19 protein-coding genes are annotated in these 21,490 nt (G+C 59.3%); 7 read left to right on the top strand and 12 right to left on the bottom strand.

Annotated features, from left to right (window positions below; translation table 11 throughout):
* Positions 1–61 precede the first annotated feature (61 nt).
* Complete coding sequence (locus NGM28_RS27260) at positions 62–1,033, top strand: DUF2345 domain-containing protein (protein ID WP_252092387.1); 972 nt, start codon at positions 62–64, stop codon at positions 1,031–1,033.
* Positions 1,034–1,089: 56 nt separating this feature from the next.
* Here the strand turns inward: NGM28_RS27260 and NGM28_RS27265 are convergent, their stop codons facing one another.
* Positions 1,090–2,904 (bottom strand): AIPR family protein, encoded by a 1,815-nt coding sequence (locus NGM28_RS27265; protein ID WP_252092388.1) that lies wholly within the window; start codon positions 2,902–2,904, stop codon positions 1,090–1,092.
* 483 nt (positions 2,905–3,387) lie between these two features.
* Positions 3,388–3,603, bottom strand: coding sequence for a hypothetical protein (locus NGM28_RS27270; protein WP_252092389.1), 216 nt, complete (start codon positions 3,601–3,603; stop codon positions 3,388–3,390).
* A gap of 204 nt (positions 3,604–3,807) precedes the next feature.
* Between NGM28_RS27270 and nirK the strand changes: the two genes are divergently transcribed.
* The 3 genes from nirK to NGM28_RS27285 all read left to right on the top strand — a co-directional run bounded on the left by nirK (position 3,808) and on the right by NGM28_RS27285 (position 6,118).
* Positions 3,808–4,950, top strand: a complete 1,143-nt coding sequence (gene nirK, locus NGM28_RS27275) for a copper-containing nitrite reductase (RefSeq protein ID WP_252092390.1) — start codon at positions 3,808–3,810, stop codon at positions 4,948–4,950.
* Between the two features lie 78 nt (positions 4,951–5,028).
* On the top strand, positions 5,029–5,238 hold the full coding sequence (locus tag NGM28_RS27280) for a DUF3079 domain-containing protein (RefSeq protein WP_252092391.1): 210 nt from the start codon (positions 5,029–5,031) through the stop codon (positions 5,236–5,238).
* 58 nt (positions 5,239–5,296) lie between these two features.
* Positions 5,297–6,118, top strand: coding sequence for a suppressor of fused domain protein (locus NGM28_RS27285; RefSeq protein WP_252092392.1), 822 nt, complete (start codon positions 5,297–5,299; stop codon positions 6,116–6,118).
* Between the two features lie 19 nt (positions 6,119–6,137).
* Here NGM28_RS27285 and NGM28_RS27290 read toward each other — a convergent pair whose 3' ends face one another.
* The 4 genes from NGM28_RS27290 to NGM28_RS27305 all read right to left on the bottom strand — a co-directional run bounded on the left by NGM28_RS27290 (position 6,138) and on the right by NGM28_RS27305 (position 10,212).
* Complete coding sequence (locus NGM28_RS27290) at positions 6,138–6,545, bottom strand: type II toxin-antitoxin system HicB family antitoxin (RefSeq protein ID WP_252092393.1); 408 nt, start codon at positions 6,543–6,545, stop codon at positions 6,138–6,140.
* Positions 6,546–6,562: 17 nt separating this feature from the next.
* Positions 6,563–6,754, bottom strand: a complete 192-nt coding sequence (locus tag NGM28_RS27295; RefSeq protein ID WP_011536214.1) for a type II toxin-antitoxin system HicA family toxin — start codon at positions 6,752–6,754, stop codon at positions 6,563–6,565.
* A 218-nt stretch (positions 6,755–6,972) separates the two neighbouring features.
* Positions 6,973–7,842: a LysR family transcriptional regulator gene (locus NGM28_RS27300; RefSeq protein WP_240065244.1), complete on the bottom strand. Its 870-nt coding sequence runs from the start codon at positions 7,840–7,842 to the stop codon at positions 6,973–6,975.
* A 123-nt stretch (positions 7,843–7,965) separates the two neighbouring features.
* Positions 7,966–10,212, bottom strand: coding sequence for a heavy metal translocating P-type ATPase (locus tag NGM28_RS27305; RefSeq protein ID WP_252092394.1), 2,247 nt, complete (start codon positions 10,210–10,212; stop codon positions 7,966–7,968).
* Between the two features lie 188 nt (positions 10,213–10,400).
* On the opposite strand from NGM28_RS27305, the gene cadR reads away from it, so the two are divergent.
* Positions 10,401–10,844, top strand: coding sequence for a cadmium resistance transcriptional regulator CadR (cadR, locus tag NGM28_RS27310; RefSeq protein ID WP_252092395.1), 444 nt, complete (start codon positions 10,401–10,403; stop codon positions 10,842–10,844).
* Between the two features lie 339 nt (positions 10,845–11,183).
* Here cadR and NGM28_RS27315 read toward each other — a convergent pair whose 3' ends face one another.
* Genes NGM28_RS27315 through NGM28_RS27330 form a run of 4 tightly spaced genes read right to left on the bottom strand, consistent with a single transcriptional unit; the run spans position 11,184 to position 16,901 of the window.
* Positions 11,184–14,222, bottom strand: a complete 3,039-nt coding sequence (locus NGM28_RS27315) for an HD domain-containing protein (RefSeq protein ID WP_252092396.1) — start codon at positions 14,220–14,222, stop codon at positions 11,184–11,186.
* A 50-nt stretch (positions 14,223–14,272) separates the two neighbouring features.
* Entirely contained in the window at positions 14,273–15,244 is a 972-nt protein-coding gene (locus NGM28_RS27320; RefSeq protein ID WP_252092397.1) for a thymidylate synthase, read from the bottom strand.
* Between the two features lie 48 nt (positions 15,245–15,292).
* Positions 15,293–16,102, bottom strand: coding sequence for a prolipoprotein diacylglyceryl transferase (gene lgt, locus NGM28_RS27325; RefSeq protein WP_011536219.1), 810 nt, complete (start codon positions 16,100–16,102; stop codon positions 15,293–15,295).
* 16 nt (positions 16,103–16,118) lie between these two features.
* On the bottom strand, positions 16,119–16,901 hold the full coding sequence (locus NGM28_RS27330) for a sulfite exporter TauE/SafE family protein (protein WP_240065239.1): 783 nt from the start codon (positions 16,899–16,901) through the stop codon (positions 16,119–16,121).
* A gap of 131 nt (positions 16,902–17,032) precedes the next feature.
* Between NGM28_RS27330 and NGM28_RS27335 the strand changes: the two genes are divergently transcribed.
* Positions 17,033–17,779, top strand: coding sequence for an NRDE family protein (locus tag NGM28_RS27335; protein WP_252092398.1), 747 nt, complete (start codon positions 17,033–17,035; stop codon positions 17,777–17,779).
* 113 nt (positions 17,780–17,892) lie between these two features.
* Here the strand turns inward: NGM28_RS27335 and ptsP are convergent, their stop codons facing one another.
* On the bottom strand, positions 17,893–20,166 hold the full coding sequence (gene ptsP / locus NGM28_RS27340; protein ID WP_240065237.1) for a phosphoenolpyruvate--protein phosphotransferase: 2,274 nt from the start codon (positions 20,164–20,166) through the stop codon (positions 17,893–17,895).
* Positions 20,167–20,188: 22 nt separating this feature from the next.
* Complete coding sequence (locus tag NGM28_RS27345) at positions 20,189–20,668, bottom strand: RNA pyrophosphohydrolase (protein ID WP_003249017.1); 480 nt, start codon at positions 20,666–20,668, stop codon at positions 20,189–20,191.
* A 139-nt stretch (positions 20,669–20,807) separates the two neighbouring features.
* Between NGM28_RS27345 and NGM28_RS27350 the strand changes: the two genes are divergently transcribed.
* Positions 20,808–21,464 (top strand): histidinol-phosphatase, encoded by a 657-nt coding sequence (locus NGM28_RS27350; protein ID WP_252092399.1) that lies wholly within the window; start codon positions 20,808–20,810, stop codon positions 21,462–21,464.
* Positions 21,465–21,490 lie beyond the last annotated feature (26 nt).

Here is a 21,490-nt window from a genome sequence, read left to right on the forward strand (position 1 = left end):
CGATCAACCAGGGCGAGCGCGTGACCCACGTCGCGCTAGCCGGCAACCAGATGGCCATCCGATGGAAGACGCAATCCGCCGCGCTGTAGAGCGCCAATTCCCCGAAATCACCGGGGGTTACCACTTACCGCGCTTCGGGCGCGTGGTCGCGGTACCGGATGCGCCGGCGGCGCCCGGGCTGTGCGACGACTTTCGCCCGCGCTTTGGCGTCGATGTCCAGGTGCTGCTGCCTGACGGCGAGCCGGATCCGGCGCTGCCGGTGTTCACCAGCCTGCCACTGCCGGCGCCCATGGGCGGGCAGGAGGCCGGCATGTTCGGCTTCCCCGAGGAAGGCACGACGGTGGTCGTGTCGTTCGCCTATGGCCTGCCCCACAAGCCGTTTATCCAGCAGATCCTGCCACACGGACTGAGCCTGCCCCGGGTACCGAAAGGCGACCAGGTCTGGCAGCACAGCGAGGCCTGCCAGCAGCGCGTCGACGCGGACGGCAACTGGCTGCGCCAGACGGACGGGAAGATCCAGGACAAGGCGATCGAGCGCGAGGTGGAGTCGCTGGCCAACCGCGAGCAGTTCCAGAGCCACACCAGGAACGTGGACGACCATTCCACCGAGACGGTGGGCGGGGTGAAGAAGGTCGAAGCCCTGGGCGCGCTGAAGTTGCTGTCCGGCGGATCCGCGAGTCTGGCCGCTGTCGATGACCTGCACCAGGCCACCGGGCGCGACCTCAACCTGGTGGTGGGGCAGAAGCTCAATGCGACGGTTGGCGGTGATGTCCAGGAGCGAATCGAGGGTTTGAGGAAAAGTGTGGTAGGTGTCAGTCAGCGCCTGCAGGCGCCGAAGACGTGGCTGGGGTCAGAGGGGGTGAATGTGCTGCAGGTGCTGTGTGACCTGCTCGACCTAGTCCAAGAGATGAACACCCAGCTGGCTGGGCATGTGCATGGACCGACGCCGGTGCCAAGCAACGCGGCTGCATTCTCCGGCGCCGTAGCGTTGATCAAGGGGTTATCCATCAAGCTGAAACCAATAACCCTTTAATCAGAAGCTATGGCGCAGTGGGATTCAGATATTAAAGAATCCAAGTGGCCAGGGGTCTATGGGACACCTAGAGCTTTTGCGATTACAGGACGAAGATATTCTTTGTCGAAGCTGCGATACTTGAAAACCGACAAAGTATCTTTCCCAGTGGCTGTGACGTAATCTTTTATGGCATCCACCATCATTTTTCTTGCACGCTCATAGCATGCTTTCATCGCAGCATCGTCTTCAAGAATTTTAAATATGCTCTCCTTGCGCTTGGTAAACTCGTTATTCCGCGCAGGCAAACTCAATACAATATTATCAATCAAAGGCTTTCGTGATCCATCTGCAAATGTCGCCTCAGACATAATAATGCTGCTCATAGCATGCAGAAACAGTAGACCACCCCTAGAAACAACTGCCTTCGCTTCGTCACTGTAGTTATTTGTGCGAAGATCAGAGTTTTTAAGCGACCAAGCTTTTTGATAGAGCTGCACAGCAAATCGATAAAAATCGTAATCTGCCAAATCGTTGAAAAGAGTACTATATTTTCCAGCACTATCAAAGAAGCTACTAGGATCATTCAAGGATATTATAGCTTCCTTATTAGCAACAGTGTTCACAACCTGAGCCATCTTCAGGAGACTTACAACCTTATTACCCGTATAACCTTGACGCTTATAGTAATTCTCACGACGCTCATAGAAAATACCCACCTTCTCTAAATGCTTTTCGATATTTCTTTGTATATTGTCATTAGCTTTTAGGCTGGCAGCTTTAACTGGATTCTGCGAGTTTGTCGCACTTATAATATCCGTCTGAACTTCCAAATCATCCGTATTGACAATCTTTACGAACACCTTGAGTGTTTTGGGTAGTCCGCCATGTTCTTCAAATGCCGTATGCAGACAGTGTATGGTTTGGCATCCATTAACGATCTGTGGGTTCGTTATGGCGTACTGATTACTCCCTACTGGTTTCACCGCCTCCCCAATGATAGTCAAACCATTGTTCATCGCCCAAAATATATCAGACTTGATTTTGCTCTTCGCCGTCTCGATTATTGAACTGTTAATTGCAGTATCTTCGCCCAGGAAGAAACGCACATTCCCGTCTGTGAGATAGCTTTTGAACTTACCCTGCTCGTCCAGCAATGAGCGCACAAGATCATCGCCTGCTACGAATCCACAAAAGCCACTGGTCTCCACGTCGCGTTCTTTAATCTCTAGCGGCTGCGAAACAAAATTCACCTCAATTAACTCATCAACTGACTCCGTCAAGTTCAGTAGTTGCTGCGCGCCAAGATAACTGACTTCAAAGGGAATATTGAGCGGATGTTCCTTCAACTCTTTTTCTAGCTGAAAGATCTTCTCGGGGATTTTCAACTCAGGCGCGATAGTCACATAAAACACTTCGCATGAAAATTTAGCCTTCGCGAGGCCACATCTTCGAAAAATCTTCCTAATCAAGTCTGCCTTTCTAATAAAGTCAGGGTTAGCGCCAAGATTTTTTAGCTGCTCCAGATCAAGCTCAAGATTGAATATTTCATCTATTCCCTCTTTGGTTTTTCTGAAGCCATCTACAGAAAAGCCATTTTCTTTCTTAACCTGAAAGAACTTAACCTTTACATGGCTCTCTTTGTTAAGCGGATATTCATCATCATTCACAGGCGCTCCATTACAGAAAACATAGCAAAGATCTATGCCTTCATCACCGCCTTCGCCTAATATCCCATCCATCAAATCATCTAATTCAAGGCCGTTCAAATACTTTAAGTTGGCGAACGAAGCAACAGCAATTTCAAATTGATTCTTATTAACCGTTTTAAGCTCAGGGTTATCGATGAACAATTTCCCAATATGGTCATCAACCAAAATTCTTAAGCTCATTCGATCTCCCTTCGGTAAATGTAATGGCGACTGGCCACCCAAATCCTAACCCTCGGCTTTACTGGCTCGCTAGCCCCAAAATGGCTGAATGAGAAAAATACGGAGGTAAAATTCACTTATCCCCCTCCCGCCGACGCGCTTCGCCTCGTAAAAAAATGCAAAGGGGCTGGGCTTTGCTACGGCCGGCCACGGCAGGCGCGGCGCGGGCCACGGGGGGACCGAGGGGCATTGCACACTGTGAAAAGGATTGAAGGGCTGTGCAGGGCTGGGCCACCGAGAGTGTCCACAAAGTGTCCACAGTGCTCTCGGATACCTGACCCAAATATCCGTGAATAACCAATAAAATCAGCTGATAGCCGGCTTTTATCAATGAACGCTGGGCGATAGGGTGGACTTGTAATCAGTAGAGTCCGGGGTCGACTTCTGCTGCGGCACCATATTCAAAGCCTCGCTACGCGGGGTTTCTTGTTTCTGGCCCCCAGCTCACCCCTCCATCAACGCCTTCTGCAACTTCCTCACCTCCACCCCACTCAACTCAAGCGCCACATTCCCTCCTTCCTTCCCCATCCCCTTGATCAACACAATCCCCCCCTTGTTGAAATTGCGCTCCTGAGCCAGTGGGTACATCGCAATGATGTGATCGACACTGACCACGTAATGCCGATGGTTGGTGATCTCGAAACTGACGAATCGGCTCACTCCGTGTGCTCCTTGCAGTGCTGACCAGCGCGCCCAGGTTGCAATCCACGCCATCCAGAGGCGCCCCACAAGCCATAGTAGCCTTCCGCCAGGCCTGCGACAGGTTGTCAGCCCTTTCCACTTCTTGTTTTCGCTCAATAAACCTTATGTTTAAAAGGGGTAATCCTGTGTCCGACGGCTTTCGTCGACTTAAGGAGAAGTCCCATGAGTGAGCAAGACGGATTGGCCCTGACCCGCCGCGGCATCCTGGCGGGCGGTGTGTTACTCGGTGTTGGCGGCACCCTGCTGGGCACTGGCCTGGCCCAGGCAGCGGAGGCGGAAGCAAAAGCGTCGCCTGCGGACCTGGCGAAGCTGGAGCGGGTCAGCGTGGAGCTGGTCGCTCCGCCCCAGGTGCACGCCCACACCCAGCGTGCGCCCGGTAAACCCCGCATCGTCGAGTTCCGCCTGGTCATCGAGGAAAAGGAACTGGCCGTCGACAACAACGGCGCCTTCATCCATGCCATGACCTTCAACGGCTCGGTGCCCGGCCCGCTGCTGGTGGTACACGAAGGTGACTACGTCGAGCTCACCCTGGTCAACCCGGCCGGCAACAGCATGATGCACAACATCGACTTCCACGCCTCCACGGGCGCCCTGGGCGGCGGCGAGCTGACCCATGTGAAGCCCGGCGAACAGGTGAAATTGCGCTTCAAGGCCGATCGGGCCGGGGTGTTCGTGTACCACTGCGCGCCCGGTGGGGCGATGATCCCGTGGCATGTGGTGTGCGGCATGAACGGCGCGATCATGGTGCTGCCGCGCGATGGCCTGAAAGACCAGGATGGCCGCCCGCTGAAGTACGACAAGGTCTGGTACATCGGCGAACAGGACTACTACATTCCCCGCGACAAGGACGGCAAGTACAAGCGCTACCCTACCCCCATCGCCAGCTTCGCCGACATGCAGCCACTGATGAAGGGGCTGGTGCCGACCCATATCGTGTTCAACGGCAGCGTCGGCGCATTGACCGGCAAGCAGGCGCTGACCGCCAAGGTGGGCGAGACGGTGCTGATCGTGCACTCGCAGGCCAACCGCGACACTCGCCCGCACTTGATCGGCGGGCACGGCGACTATGTCTGGGCCTCCGGCAAGTTCGCCAACCCACCGCAGCGCAATCTGGAAACCTGGTTCATCCCGGGTGGCGCGGCGGGCGCGGCGCTTTACACCTTCCGCCAGCCCGGCCTGTACACCTACCTCAATCACAACCTGATCGAGGCGGTAATGCTCGGCGCGGCTGCCCATGTGCAGGTCGAAGGGCAGTGGAACGATGACCTGATGAGCCAGGTGGAGGCGCCCGGGCCGATCAAGTAGCGGCGTTGACCCCGATCAAGCCCCTTGGCCATGCGCGGCATAGCCTGAGCGCAGGCATCCACTTCATGGAGGGAGACCATGGCCAAGAAATTTCCCGTGAACCCCAGCCACCCCGAGCGGATCTGCTGGGGCTGCGACCTGTATTGCCCGGCCAAGGCACTGGCCTGCGGCAATGGTGCGGAGCGAACCATGCATCCGGCGGAGTTGTTCGGCGAAGACTGGAACCTGCAGACGGATCTGCTGGACCAGCCATTGCCCGACACTTCAGCCACCCGACACCAAGGTTGAGCCAGGCAGCCGATAACGGCACCATGGCGGTCGCCCAATCACCCAGCAAGGACCGCTCATGGATTTCCTCAAGAAGCTGCTTGGCCTGTCACAGCCAAATGCCAGCGAGACCGATGCTCAGCCGCAGCCGCAAGGTGCCGAGCCTGAACCGACGATGACAACCATTGAAGCCGCCAACCAGACCGCCCGCGAGGCGGGCTGCGCCGTACTCGATCGCCATTGGCAGACGGTCGGCAACGTCGAACAGGACGTGCTGGGCTATGCCATCAGCCCAAGCTTGATGGGCGGCCCACACTGGCCATCGACCCGCCAGGCCTACCGGGTTGTACGGCGGGAGCGCAGCATCCTGCTGGCCAGCGATGGCCTGTCTGATCCGTTCGATGATGTCGAAGGCGCCGGCAATGGTTTCGAGCTGGAACTGTTCGTCGAATCGGCCGACTTCCCCGAAGCGGTGTACGGCAAGACGGGCGACGTCAGCCCGTTCATGGGTAGCTGGGCCTTCGACGTAGTACGCACCGTGGCCGATACCGTGGCTGATGCGGGCGGCATCAATCACCGTCTGGAGCGCTTTGGCGTGCTGTCGTTCGAACTGCCTGGCGTGAGCGAGTCACCGTGCATGAAGGGGCAATTGCCCGCGCACTTCGTGACCGAGGATGACTGCCTCGGTGTGCTGGTGGGCGGGCCGGCGCCTGACTTCAGCACGCATCTGGCAGACATGCCGCTGTCACCGGTGACGCTGGTGCCGGTGGTGCTGATCACCGCTGCCGAGCTCGATTATGTGCGTAGTGGCGGCGGCCAGGCGCGGATGGATCTGGTGGAGCGCCTGCAGGCCGCAGGACACGGGCATGTGAGCAGTTTGCAGCGAGAGAGCGTGATCTAAAGGTATTGCCCGGCAGGGCTTACTTGCCCTGCAACACCTTCAGCGCCGCTTCGGCCAGGAAGCCCGAGCGGCTCTTGTGCTCGGGGTGGTTCTGCACATAGCTGTCGATGCGGGTGAGCAGGTAGGCCGGCAAGGTGATGTTGAGTTTTTCGGCCTTGCCCAGGTAACGGGTGATGTCGATGTCGATCAGCGCCCAGGTGCATCCGGCGAACGCCGGGTTGGCCGCATGCTCGCTGACCTTGCCGGCCTTGGGGATCTCCTGCTCGTCCTGAGCGAGTAATTCGAGGTGGCCTTCGATCGCCTCGCGGGCCATGGCAATGGCATCGTCTAGGTCGTCGCCGGCCGAGAAGCACCCGGGGATGTCTGGCACTTCCACGCCCCAGGCATGCTGGTCGTCGCCAGGGAGGATCGCGATAGGGAAAAGCATGGCTGGGGTTCTCCTGGTCAGCTGGCGTAACCGATCCGTGCCTGACGCAGGATGCTGGCCGCGGTGGCGGGCAACAAGTCCTTCTTCGGGTGCGGGATGGTGACCAGTCCGGTCTTGTGGGGGTGCTTGAAGTGGTGGTGGCTGCCTTTCGAACGCACCAGGTACCAACCATCCGCCTCGATCACTGCAATCATTTCGCGGCTATTCATGACCCAATCCTTGGGTAAGCCGGACGGTGGTTAGTATAACCACCGAACAGGCTTTATCAACACCATACCCACCAAGGCGACGAGTGGGCGATCCGAAGGGAATTATGGTGATTGGGCGGTGAGGCGATCGGGGAGAAGTGATGCAGGGGGTTGCACAGGGCCCGGCTATGCCGGGCATCGCCAGCAAGGCTGGCTCCTACCTGAGTTGGATTGACCCCTCACGTTGCAAGCCCCGCCACTTCCTGCGCCACCCCCAGGAACGCCGCCGGCAAACGCGCCTGGCGCCGCTCCTTGAGGCAATACAGGTACTCGTGCATCACCGGCGCGTCCTCCAGCACCAGCACCCGCAGCTCCGGGTTATGCGGCACTTCGTGGCGGGCGATGATGCTGATGCCGATATTGCGCAGCACCGCCTCGCGGATCGACTCGCGGCTACCGATCTCCAGCAGCGCACCGGCCTTGACGCCGGCCTCCTGCATCATCTGCTCGGTGAGTTTGCGGGTGGTCGAGCCCTTTTCGCGCATCAGCAGGCAATGTCCGGCCACCACGTCGATGGAAACCGCCTGGCGGTGGGCCAGCGGATGATTGCGGTGCACCGCCACCACCAGCGGATCGGTGCCCAGCACCCGGCGCACCAGGCGCGCGTCCTCCAGCAGTTGCGAAGAGGCGGCGATGTCCACCCGATAGTCCTCGAGCATTTCCAGTACCTGCTGGGAATTGCCGATTTCCACCGCCACGTCCACCAGGGGCAGGCGTTCGCGGTAGATCTTCACCAGGTCGAGGATGTAGTACGGCGCGGTGGCGGCGATGCGCAAACTGCCCTGGGCCTGCCCGCTGTTGCGCAGCTCGAACTCGATATCGGCCTCCTGCTGCAGCAGGGCCTTGACCATCGGCAGCAGGCGCACGCCCTCCTCGCTCAGCACCAGGCGGCGGCCGCCGCGGTAGAACAGCTCCACCGCGTACTGGCTCTCAAGGTTGCGGATCTGCGTGGTCACCGTGGGCTGGCTGAGCCCGAGCTTCTTCGCCGCCAGGGTGATGCTGCCCAGGCGGGCCACCATGTAGAAGGCTTTGAGCTCGGCGCTCAGCATTGCTGGGCTCCACAGCCGCAAGCTTCAAGCCGCAAGCCACAAGAAAAAGCCAGGCCGTGTCGTTTCACTAATCTCACGTTCACCTCGATCAGCTTGCAGCTCGCAGCTTGCCGCTTGAAGCTGCTACTTCCGCAGCAGGCGCAAGCCGTTGAACACCACCAGCAGGCTCACGCCCATGTCGGCGAACACTGCCATCCACATGGTGGCCATGCCGGCAAAGGTGATCGCCAGGAAGATCGCCTTGATCCCCAGGGCCAGTACGATGTTCTGGGTGAGGATCGCCGCGCTTTGGCGCGATAGCCTGACGAACGCCGGGATTTTGCGCAAGTCGTCGTCCATCAGCGCCACGTCGGCGGTTTCGATGGCGGTATCGGTACCGGCGGCGGCCATGGCGAAACCGATCTCGGCACGGGCCAGGGCCGGCGCGTCGTTGATGCCGTCACCGACCATGCCGACCCGGTGGCCCTCGGCGTACAGGCGCTCGATGGTGGCGAGCTTGTCGGCCGGCAGCAGGTTGCCCTCGGCCCGGTCGATCCCCACCTGGGCGGCGATGGCCTGGGCAGTGTGGGGATTGTCGCCGGTGAGCATGACGGTCTTGATACCGAGCGCATGCAGTTCGGCGATGGCCTGGCGGCTGCTGTCCTTGACCGTGTCGGCCACGGCGAACAGCGCCAGCGGGCCGCTGCGGTCGAGCAGCAGCACCACGGTCTTGCCCTGGCGCTCCAGCTGGTCCAGCTCGGCTTCGAGCTCGGGCGAGCACAGGCCCAGTTCCTCGACCAGGCGATGGTTGCCCAAGTGGTAGGTTTCACCGTCGATGTCGCCACGCACGCCGCGCCCGGCCAGGGCGGCGAACTCGGTGACTTCGCTCAGCGCCAGGTCCTGCGCCTTGGCGAACAGGGCGATGGCGCCGGATACCGGGTGGTCGGAACGGGCGGCGAGGCTTGCGGCCAGCGCCTGGGCACGGCCTTCGAACAACGGGTCGAGCACCTTGCTGTCGGTCTGCACCGGCTTGCCGTGGGTGATGGTGCCGGTCTTGTCCAAGGCCAGGAAGTCCAGCTTGCGTCCGCCTTCCAGGTACACACCGCCCTTGATCAGGATGCCCTTGCGCGCGGCGGCAGCCAGGCCGCTGACAATGGTCACCGGGGTGGAGATCACCAAGGCGCACGGACAGGCCACCACCAACAGCACCAAGGCGCGGTAGATCCAGTCGAACCAGGCGCCGGCCATGAACAGTGGCGGGATGATTGCCACGGCCAGGGCCACGGCGAACACCACTGGGGTATAGATGCGCGAGAACTGGTCGACGAAGCGCTGGGTCGGCGCACGAGCGCCCTGGGCCTCTTCGACGGCCTTGATGATGCGCGCCAAGGTCGACTGGCCGGCACCCGCGGTGACGCGGTATTCCAGCGAACCGGCCTGGTTGATGGTGCCGGCGAACAGTTTGTCGCCCACGGTCTTCTCTACCGGCAGGCTTTCGCCGGTAATCGGTGCCTGATCGACGCTGGATTGCCCACTGACAACCTCGCCGTCCAAGCCGATGCGCTCACCCGGGCGTACCCGTACAAGGGCGCCCAATGCCACCTCGCGCACGTCGACTTCGCGCCACAGCCCGTCTACCTGCTGCACGGTCGCCATGTCCGGTGCCAACTGCATCAGGCCACCAATTGCGTTGCGCGCGCGGTCCAGCGAACGGGCTTCGATCAGTTCCGCCACGGTGAACAGCACCATCACCATGGCCGCTTCCGGCCACTGGCCAATCAGCACGGCGCCGGTCACGGCGATGCTCATCAGGGCGTTGATGTTGAGGTTGCGGTTCTTCAGGGCGATCCAGCCCTTCTTGTAGGTACCCAGCCCGCAGCCGAGGATGGCCGCCAAGGCCAGCGCCGCCACCACCCACTCCGGCGCCTTGCCAGAGAAGTGCACGAGCTCGGCGGCGATCGCCGCCACACCGGACAATGCCAGCGGCCACCAGCGGGTCTTGCTGGCTTGGGGCACTTCGGCGCTGCCATCGCCCTCGTCCGTCAGCGGCTCGGCCTTCATGCCCAGGCTGTCGATGGCCTGCTCGATCTGGCCGGTGCCGTCGTGGGTGTGACGCACTCCCAGCACGCGGTTGATCAGGTTGAACTCCAGTTGCTCGATACCGGCCAGCTTGCCCAGCTTGTCCTGGATCAGCGTCTGCTCGGTCGGGCAGTCCATTGCCTGGATGTGGAAACGGCTGAGGCGCGCCTGGGCACTGGCCTTCTCGGTCAGTTGCACCAGGGCCGGCGCGGCGTGGGAGCCGCAGCAGCTGTGGGCATGGGTGTCGTGGCTGTGACCCTTTTCACCATGGTCGTGGTCATGCTTGTGTTCGGGGCTGACTGGCTGGTTCATGGAATCATCCTTAAAAAAGGCACGAGCTCCCTGTAGGAGCCGGCTTTGCCGGCGAAAGCGTCCGCCCAGGCAAAGGTGTCGTTCCTGCTGACGCCTTCGCCGGCAAAGCCGGCTCCTACAGGGAGGGTTGTTGCCAAGTGAACACCCTGTAGCCACTATAGGGTCAAGCCCCTTGCTGGAGATTAGCCATGAAGATCGGAGAACTGGCCAAGGCCACCGACTGTGCCGTGGAGACCATTCGCTACTACGAACGTGAGCAGTTGCTGCCCGAGCCTGCCCGCAGTGATGGCAATTACCGGCTGTATACCCAGGCCCACGTCGAGCGGCTGACCTTCATCCGCAACTGCCGCACGCTGGACATGACCCTGGATGAGATCCGCAGCCTGTTGAACCTGCGCGACAGCCCCGAAGCGTCGTGCGGTAGCGTGAATGCGCTGATCGATGAGCATATCGCCCATGTGCAAGCGCGGATTGACGGGTTGGTGGCACTGCAGGCGCAGTTGGTGGAATTGCGCCAGCAATGCAATGCGCAGGGGGCGGAGTGCGCGATTTTGCAGCAGTTGGAGACGAATGGAGCGGTGTCGGTGCCGGAGACTGAGCATTCGCATGTGGGGCGTAGTCATGGGCATTAAGTGATGACCATGAGCTCTGGGTCATTTGCTATAAGGAAGAGAAACGTCCCGGTGACCCCCATGCAGCGCCCCATTAACCAGGCTGATTTCCGGCCAACTGGAAAACGCTGGGGTACACAAAAAAAGAGTGCATGCAGGTGCTACCGGCGTTGCTCGGTAACCCAGTATATCAATACCACTCCTCCTAAATTTCTTGATATACCACCACTCAAAGGCCTCCCCGATTGGTGCGAGATCAGCGTGTTGGCGCTCCGCCAAAGTGCGATGTGCCCTTTCCAATGAAAAGTAACGCACGAAAATTATTGGCTGGCCATTTTTTACTAATACCTAGCTCAGCAGTCAATCTTCACGGTAGTTCTTCCAATCGTCGACATCACTCATGACCTCATCTACACACTCGATCAGCTTTGCATACAAGCCCCTAACTTGCTCAAAAGATAAATCTTTCTGCAACAGTTCCCGAACCCGCTCGTAAAATACGTTGTCATAGCTCGCTTGATATTGGATCACACCTGTAGCATGAATCTTTTTAAATAGGAACGGGAGCAAAATATGAGGATGATCATTCCTTACGTTATCAAAAACCCTGGGGAATTTATCAAGCACATCTTGATTGACAGCCAACTCACCCCACACCTTAAAATATTTCGAAAGCGGCAAAAGAAATCTTTTGTTCCCGTAACCTGTCGCAGCCATTGACGATAGTTTGATCTTAAGAGCATCCAATGTGTATGGGTCACGCCGAAACTTGTGCATCCTATAGACCAGTGCAGTTTTCCAAGCGTCAGCTTGAAACAGATCAACAAGATAATTTGGCGTGTGACTTTCGGATAAACGCTCACAAACTTCTTTCCCTAAATACTCCTGACACGAGAGTGCTGTAATTCCATTAGCCTTTCGCCCATCCAGCCAACCACTGAACACAATACGCTCTATATTTTCACTATAACCCAGGGCTACCAAATCAATATGCTGGTCGATTTCGCTACCCAAATGCCTAGCAAAGCTCCACTCATCTGAACGCAGAAGCTCAGAGAAATTTCCTCGCGTGAATACAATTTTCTGCCATTGATCTCCAAACTCCCTCGAGATGGAAGACCATTCTCCTCCGTGAGTAACCGCCATGTCCGCCAAGAACAAAGACAATTGCTTCCGCCGTTCTTCGTTATCACCAGCATAATCATCTTTTCGGATTTTCTTCTGAAGCGCCACATAAAGTAAATGACGCAACTCATCGGCAGCACTCAGCGCTACTCTGCTTCGGTCGGCAGTAAGCCACTCGTCAGCCCGCCCGAACATAACATTGAAGCGGATATTTAATTCCGACTCCCGCGGTGCGGATTGGAAAAAACTCGGAAAATCGAACGACTGGCCTCTATAGTTAAACCGGGAATTTTTTCGAGACCTCTTTGCATCCCTACTAATTTCCTCCAGCACAATCCCAACTATGATGCCTTCACCTACTTCTATATAGTCCCAGACCACCTTGTCGGAATCTGAAAATCCATTTGAGAAGCCAATCACCCCATGCCGCTTTGTAACAACACGACCTACACAAGAAATCACCGTTCTCGAGAAAAACTCAACGACATAGTCCGCAATTTCTATTGAGTGGGGGTAGTCATCTTCAAACAAGGGATCGAAATTTTGCGCCACCGCCCTATGTATTGGCTGACGAATAGCAAAGCCGCTCTCTTTGTAGACCGGCAAAAGCATCTCGATTGACAACGTCGTCCCAGGCTTGCGGAAAACATCCACAGGAAGTTTTTTGATCATGAAAAGCCCATTCTCTTTGCAACTTGGGCTATACAGGGAGATCTCTATACATTCATTATCAAATATGCTTTTAGTATCTAGCGACAACATCGGCGCAACCATGAATACGCTATGAATGCCAATACCAAAAGCACCTGAGGGCCTCATCCATTCAGGCATGGTCTCAATAATTTTTTGTCTTTGCTTATTTTTTTGTGAAGCCCCAATCCTCCTAATATACTCTAAATCATCAAAACTTATGCCAGTCCCTTCATCTTCAATGGTCAAAACCCAGGTTTGCAGCGTAGCGCCTGTATCGTCGCAGAGTCTTTTCCCCCGCTCTTCAAGCTGAACATTAATAGTTGCATGCTTCAATACAGCCCTAGCACTTTCCGGAGTTGACCAATCAACCTCAGAGAAAGAATTTTTTCTTACCCAAAGTGCCAAAAGCGTTGCATCAACGGCATTCTGCAAAGCCTCCCTAATGTAATCAAACTTATTCGGATACAGATTAGCACCGCGAATAAGCTCGTACGCCTTACCACTGTCAATAGAAAACTCTGGTCGCTGTCCTTTTTTTAGGATCTGGAACTCCCCATTCATTGATACATCGAGGGTGCCAAGGGTGGGCAGCAGTCCCAGTTCTCGATCAGGTACAATTTCCTGCCAGTTGGCCATTTGCATTTGAATTTCCAATGCCAACCAGTCAAACCACTTACAAGTCTCACTGTAGCTATCAAGCGTATGACACTCAGCTTTTACTTCAATCCTTTCTCTGTCAACTCGCAAATGGCGGATCGCAAGATGCTTTTCCTCATGCGCCCTACTTAATGCTGGTCGACCATCTCCGGCAATTTGCTGCATGACCGGACAGAACCTATTGTCATCAAGGTCCAGTAGGTCGCCCAATCTTAGTAAGCAGGCGATATATCGAGGATGGCAATCATCCTGGCCTAGCCCCGCCTCCCTGAAAGGCAGGCCATCTGCTGCCATAATCTCAGCAAAACTCCGACCATGCATCTCACATATTCGCCCCAAGACCCTGAATAGTCTCGCAGGGATAAGTTCAGTTCTCGGAGAGCTTAAGCCGATAGCCTCCATGGGCGAGTTCACTATCTGGCTAGCTCGATTCGCATGCTGATACCTGAACCACTCAGCCATCAAGTATGTAACTTGATCAACAGCTTCGACTGGCGTGCTAGCTTCAGCAAACAATCCAGAGGCTGCTTTTCCTCTCAGAGCGCGCGCAAACTTACAAAGGTCATGCTTGCTATCCTGAGCAATTTCGCTGAGAAAATCTTGAAACTCCTGGCTATTGAACGCAGCTTTCTTGTCTTCCCATGGCACAACCATACCTATATCGTGCCAATAAGCCGCTTCCAACAAAAGCCAAATATCCGTAGCAGACAGTAGCTTTATATTTTCCCCTAGCAACCGCTCAATATTTACAAGAATTTGTTTACTATGCGATTCATCATGCCGACTATAATGAGGAAATAAAACCCCAATTGTCTGAAGTGCTTTCGGGATAAGCTTCTCATCAAACCCCCACTGACTTTCAAGCATACTGAGCGCTGGTCGCTCGCACTTCTCCTTCAGATGCTTTTTCAAAAGATCTGCCAATTGTTACTCCTTCAACAAATTTCAAATCAGTGCAGTTGGGGTAGTTGAGTTTATACCGCCATCGGCGCCGTCATCGGCGCATGGTGCTCATACCCTTCCAGCGAGAAGTCGCTTGGTTCGATCTTCTCCAGCCACTCCGGCTCGTACTTGCCAGTCTTGGCAAACTCCGGCACGCGGTCGCTGATCACCAGTTTCGGCGCCGCCAGCGGCTCGCGCTTCATCTGCTCGTTGAGCATGTCCAGGTGGTTCTCGTACACATGGGCATCGCCGATGAAGTAGGTGAACCAGCGCGGGGTGTAGCCGGTCAGGCGACCGAACAACGACAGCAGCGCCGCGCCTTCGGTGAGGTTGAACGGCGTGCCCAGGCCCAGGTCGTTGGAGCGGATATAGAGCGTCAGGGAAATTTCCTTGGTCTCGACATTCGGGTGGAACTGGTACAGCAGGTGGCACGGCGGCAGGGCCATTTCGTCCAGCTGGGCGCAGTTCCAGCCGTGGAACAGGATACGCCGGCTGCCCGGGTCATTGGCGATGGTGTCCAGGCACTGGCGCACCTGGTCGATGGCCTTGTACAGGATGACGAACGCCTGGCCGTCCTCCTCGTCCTGGGCGATGCGACGGAAGCCTGCCTTTTCAGCCATCTCGATGGCGGCCGGGTTGCTCAGCGGGATGCGCTTGTAGCCCGGCCACTGGCGCCATTGCACGCCATAGATCTCACCGAGGTCGTCATGGCCCTGGCGGAACGGGTTGGCCAGCCACTGGGCATTCTCGTTGGCGTTCTGGTCCCAGACCTTGCAGCCCAGCTCGCGGAACTCGCCGGCGTTCTTCACGCCGCGCAGGAAACCGACCATCTCACCGATCGCCGACTTGAACGCCAGCTTGCGCGTGGTGATGGCCGGGAAGCCTTTCTGCAGGTCGAAACGCAGCATCGCGCCCGGCAGGCTGATGGTGCGGATACCGGTGCGGTTTTCCTGCAGCGTGCCGTTGTCGATGACGTCACGGACCAGATCTAGATACTGTTTCATGGCTTACCTGTAACAAGAACGGCAGGGGGATCGCCCCTGCCGTGGGAATCAAACGGTGGCCTTGGCCGTCGGTTTGCGGTTGTAGGCCAGCCAGATCAGGAAGATGCCGCCGACGATCATCGGCACGCAGAGCAACTGACCCATGGTCAACCAGCCGAAGGCGATGTAGCCGAGCTGGGCGTCGGGTACCCGCACGAACTCCACGATGAAGCGGAAGATGCCGTAGAACAGCGCGAACATGCCGGAAACGGCCATGGTCGGGCGCGGCTTGCGCGAGTACAGCCAAAGGATGACGAATAATGCCACACCTTCGAGGGCGAACTGGTACAGCTGCGACGGGTGACGCGGCAACTGCGCCGGGTCGCTGAACGGCGGGAACACCATGGCCCAGGGTACATCAGTGGCCTTGCCCCACAGTTCGGCGTTGATGAAGTTGCCGATGCGCCCGGCGCCCAGGCCGATCGGCACCAGCGGCGCGACGAAGTCCATCAGTTCGAAGAACGATTTGTTGTTGCGCTTGCCGAACCACAGCGCCGCCAGCATCACGCCGATGAAGCCGCCGTGGAACGACATGCCGCCCTTCCACACTTCGAAGATCAGCGTTGGGTTGGCCAGGTACTGGTGCAGGTCGTAGAACAGCACATAGCCCAGGCGCCCGCCGACGATCACCCCCATCGACAGCCAGAACACCAGGTCGGAGAGTTTCTCGCGGCTCCAGGTCGGGTCGAAGCGGTTCAACCGGCGCGAAGCCAGCAGCCAGGCGCCGCCGATGCCGATCAGGTACATCAGGCCGTACCAGTGGATTTTCAGTGGCCCGAGGGCCACGGCCACGGGGTCGATCTGCGGGTAAGGCAGCATTGTCTTTCCTCTAGTTTCAGATAAGGAAGCTGAGTCCGACGCAGAACAGCAGTGCGGCGAACAGGCGCTTGAGCACACGCGGCGACAGCTTGTGCGCCAGGCGCGCGCCGAAGCGGGCGAAGAACATGCTGGTCACGGCAATGCCGACCAGCGCGGGAAGGTAGACGTATCCGATGCTGTGGGCCGGCAGGTGCGCTTCGTGCCAACCCAGCCACATGAAGCTCAGGGCGCTGGCCAGGGCGATCGGCAGGCCGCAGGCCGACGACGTGGCCACCGCCTGCTGCATGGGCAGGCTGCGCCAGGTCAGGAAGGGCACGGTAAGCGAACCGCCGCCGATACCGAAAATGGCCGAGGCCCAGCCGATCACGCCGCCGGCTGCGGTCAGGACCGGCTTGCCGGGGATGCCACGGCTGGCCTTGGGCTTGAGGTCCAGGGCCATCTGCGCGGCGATCACCAGGGCGAACACGCCGATGATCTTCTGCAGCATAGGGCCCTGGATCAGCGAAGCTGTCTTCGCACCGACCAGCGCGCCAAGCAGGATGCCCACGGTCATCCAGGCGAAGATCGGCCACTGCACCGCGCCTTTGCGCTGGTGCTCGAGCACGGCGTTGATCGAGGTGAAGACGATGGTCGCCAGCGACGTGCCAACCGCCAGGTGGGTCAGCACCGAAGGGTCGAAGCCCTGCAGGGTGAAGCTGAACACCAGCACCGGCACGATGATGATGCCGCCACCGACGCCGAACAGCCCGGCCAGCACACCCGCGCAGGCGCCCAGCAGCAGATAGAGAGCGAATTCCATTCGTGGCCCCAGTGGAAAACAATCCGGCATGGTAACGGAAGCCACGCCCGGCGCTCTAGTGAAGTCTGTGTCAGGTGATGGCTAGCGGCCGACGGCGCGGGTAGAGTGGCCGAAAACACAGGGGATAACCTATGTGCCTGATCGTATTCGCCTGGCGGCCGGGAACAGCCCGGCCGCTGATCGTCGCGGCCAACCGCGATGAGTTCCATGGCCGCCCTACCCTAGCACTGGGCGCCTGGGAGGATGCACCGGGGGTGTATGCCGGACGGGATCTGGAGGCCGGCGGGACTTGGCTGGGGGTTGGGCCACACCGCAGGTTCGCGGCGCTGACCAATATCCGCGATCCGCGTCAGCCGTTGGGGCCGCGCTCACGGGGTGAGCTGGTCGCAGCGTATCTGCGGGGCGAACTGGGGGTCGAGGCCTACCTCGATCAGGTGGCCAGCCGTAGCGGGCAGTACTCCGGTTTCAACCTGCTGGTCGGCGATGGGCAGCAGTTGGGTTACCTGCATGCTCGCGAAGCGGGGCCGCGCCTGCTCTCGTCCGGTGTATACGGACTGTCGAACGCCGGGCTGGATACACCGTGGCCGAAGCTGGTGAAAGCGCGAAGCGGGCTGGAGGGATTGCTTGATTCGGACGATCCACAGCGGCTGCTGGCATTGCTGGCTGATGCACAACCTGCGCCGGACAGCGAATTGCCCGAGACAGGCGTAGGGCTGGCAACCGAGAAGCTGCTGTCGAGCGTGTTCATCGCCAGCCAGAACTATGGGACGCGGGCTAGCACGGTACTGATCGTGGATGACCAGGGGCGGCGACGGATGATCGAGCGCAGCTTCGGGCCGTTTGGTGGGCACCTCGGGGAGGTCAGCCTGGAGGTTTGAGGTGATTTCGCGGGTGGTTCGCCGGCAAGCCGGCTCCTACAGGATAGGCGTAACACCACGGCCGTCGTAGGAGCCGGCTTTGCCGGCGAAAGGGCTCGTCCGGACGCCGCGAATCAGAGGCTCTTGTTCGGCCCGATCATCCGCGCCAAGCCAAGGTTCTTCAGCGCCAGCTGCAACGAGCTGTGGATAACCTGCGGGTTGTCGTGGCTCATGGCGTCGGCCAACAGCTCCTCGGCCTTGCTCTTGTTGATCTGGCGCAGCATCCACTTCACCTTCGGCAGGTTGGTGGCGTTCATCGACAAGCTGTCGAAGCCCATGGCCATCAGCAGGATCGCGGCTGCCGGGTCACCGGCCATCTCACCGCAGATGCTCACCGGCTTGCCTTCTTCGTGGGCCACGCTGACCACTGTCTGCAACGCCTGCAACACCGCCGGGTGCAGGTAGTCGTACAGATCGGCGACCCGCGGGTTGTTGCGGTCAACGGCCAACAGGTACTGCGTCAGGTCGTTCGACCCGACCGAGAGGAAGTCCACCTGCCGCGCCAGCTCACGGGTCTGGTACACGGCGGCGGGGATCTCCACCATCACCCCGACCGGCGGCATGGGCACGTCGGTGCCTTCGTCACGCACCTCGCCCCAGGCACGGTGGATCAGGTGCAGCGCTTCTTCCAGCTCATGGATGCCAGAGATCATCGGCAGCAGGATGCGCAGGTTGTTCAGGCCCTCGCTGGCCTTGAGCATGGCGCGGGTCTGCACCAGGAAGATTTCCGGGTGGTCGAGGGTGACGCGGATGCCGCGCCAGCCGAGGAAGGGGTTTTCTTCCTTGATCGGGAAGTACGACAGCGACTTGTCGCCACCGATGTCGAGGCTGCGCATGGTCACCGGCAGCGGGTGGAAGGCCTGCAGCTGCTCGCGGTAGATCGCCAGCTGCTCTTTCTCGCTGGGGAAGCGCTGGTTGATCATGAACGGCACTTCGGTGCGGTACAGGCCAACGCCCTCGGCGCCGCGCTGCTGGGCCCGGGCCACGTCGGCGAGCAAGCCGGTGTTGACCCACAGCGGCATGCGGTGGCCGTCCGGGGTGATGCACGGCAGCTCGCGCAGGGCGTCGAGGCCGCGGGCCAGCTGGCGTTCTTCCTCGACCACGTCGCTGTACTGCTTGCGCAACACCTCGCCGGGGTTGGTGAATACCTCGCCCTTGTAGCCGTCGACGATCATGTCGATGCCGTCGGCCTTCGAATACGGCAGGTCGACCACACCCATGACGGTGGGGATGCCCATCGCCCGGGCAAGGATCGCCACGTGGGAGTTGCCCGAACCGAGTACCGAGACCAGGCCCACCAGCTTGCCTTCCGGCACCTCGCCAAGCATGGCGGGGGTCAGCTCCTCGCTGACCAGGATGGTGTTGTCTTCATAGACCAGCGACTGCGAGCGGGCCTCCTGGAGATACGCCAGCAGGCGCCGGCCCAGGTCCTTGACGTCCGAGGCACGCTCGCGCAGGTAGTCGTCGTCCATCAGCTCGAAGCGGTTGACGTGCTCGCCAACCACCTGGCGCAAGGCGCCCTGGGCCCACTGGCCGGTCTTGATGACCTCGACCACCTCGCCACCCAGGGCGGCGTCCTCGAGCATCATCAGGTACACGTCGAACAACGCGCGCTCCTCGGGGCGCAACTGGGTGGCGAGCTTGGCCGACAGCTTGCGCATGTCCTCGCGCACGCCTTCGAGGGCGTTGTTGAACAGCTTGAGTTCGTTGTCGATGTCCTCGACGGTGCGGTCCGGCACCACTTCCAGGTCGGCGGGCGGCAGCATGACCACGGAGCGGCCGACGGCGGCGCCCGGGGAACCCGGCACCCCGACGAAGCGGGCCTCCTGGATGCCCTTGCCCTGGCGGCCCAGGCCGCGGATGGAGCCGGTGGCCTCGGCGTGGGCGATAACCCCGGCGAGCTGGGCGCTCATGGTGACCAGGAAGGCTTCTTCGCCTTCGTCGAACTGGCGGCGCTCCTTCTGCTGGATGACCAGCACACCGACCACGCGACGGTGGTGGATGATCGGCGCACCGAGGAAGGAGGCGAATTTCTCTTCGCCGGTTTCGGCAAAGTAGCGGTAACGCGGGTGGTCGGCGGCGTTCTCGAGGTTCAGCGGCTCCTCGCGGGTACCGACCAGGCCGACCAGGCCTTCGTTGGGGGCCATGCTGACCTTGCCGATGGAGCGCTTGTTCAGGCCCTCCGTCGCCATCAGCACGAAACGGTTGGTTTCCGGATCGAGCAAGTAGACCGAGCAGACCTGGCTGCCCATGGCCTCCTTGACGCGCAAGACAATGATACCCAATGCCGTCTTGAGATCTTTGGCGGAGTTCACTTCCTGGACGATCTTGCGCAGCGTATTGAGCATGGCTCGGGGTCGGACTCCGTCGTCAGTCGCGCGTCAGCAGGCGCGGGGCTAGCTCTTTCAGGGCGCGTCGGTAGACCTCGCGCTTGAATGTCACCACCTGGCCCAGCGGATACCAGTAGCTGACCCAGCGCCAGCCGTCGAATTCCGGTTTGCCGGTGAGGTCCATGCGCACCCGTTGCTCGTTGCTCACCAGGCGCAGCAGGAACCACTTCTGTTTCTGGCCGATGCACAGCGGCTGGCTGTGGGTGCGCACCAGGCGTTGCGGTAAACGATAACGCAACCAGCCGCGGGTACAGGCAAGAATTTCCACATCGTCGCGTTCAAGGCCAACTTCTTCGTTCAGCTCGCGGTACAGGGCATCTTCCGGCGTCTCGTCAGGGTTGATGCCACCCTGGGGGAACTGCCAGGCATCCTGGTTGATCCGCCGAGCCCATAGCACCTGCCCGGCATCATTCGTGAGAATGATCCCGACATTGGGGCGAAAACCATCCGGGTCGATCACGGCAGCAACCTCGCAAACGCATGTCGCGGCATTGTTCCACAAAGCCTGAGCGCGCAGCAACGCGCCCGCCAAGCTTATGTGCAGCGAGGTGAAAACTCCGTATTCTGCGGGGCTCCCGGAAGCTGATGCGAGACTACCCATGCGCCTGGCGTTATTCGACCTGGACAATACCCTCCTCGGTGGCGACAGCGACCACGCCTGGGGTGACTACCTGTGCGAACGGGGCATCCTCGACCCGGTCGCGTACAAGGCACGCAACGATGCCTTCTACCAGGACTACCTCAACGGCACCCTGGACATGCAGGCCTACCTGGCCTTCTCCATGGAAATCCTCGCAGCCAGCGAGCCCGCGCAGCTGGCGCAGTGGCACCGCGAGTTCATGCGCGATTGCATCGAGCCGATCATCCTGCCCAAGGCCGAGGCCCTGTTGCGCCAGCATCGCGAGGCCGGCGACCAGCTGGTGATCATCACCGCCACCAACCGCTTCGTTACCGCGCCCATCGCCCGCCGCCTGGGGGTGCGTACCCTGCTGGCCACCGAATGCGAAACACAGGACGGGCGCTACACCGGGCGCAGTACCGATATACCGTGTTTCCGTGAAGGCAAGGTGACGCGGTTGCAGCGCTGGATGCTGGAGAACGGTTTCGATCTCGACGGCAGCTGCTTCTATAGCGACTCGCTGAACGATGTACCGTTGCTGGAGGTGGTGGAGCGGCCGGTGGCGGTGGATCCGGATCCGAAGCTGCGGACTGAGGCCGAGCGCAGGGGCTGGCAGATCATTTCACTGCGCGACTGAACTGACGCGCCCTGTAGGAGCCCGCC

Origin of the sequence: Pseudomonas sp. MWU13-3659, from assembly GCF_023757525.1 — a bacterium.
Taxonomy (GTDB): Bacteria; Pseudomonadota; Gammaproteobacteria; order Pseudomonadales; family Pseudomonadaceae; genus Aquipseudomonas; species Aquipseudomonas entomophila_E.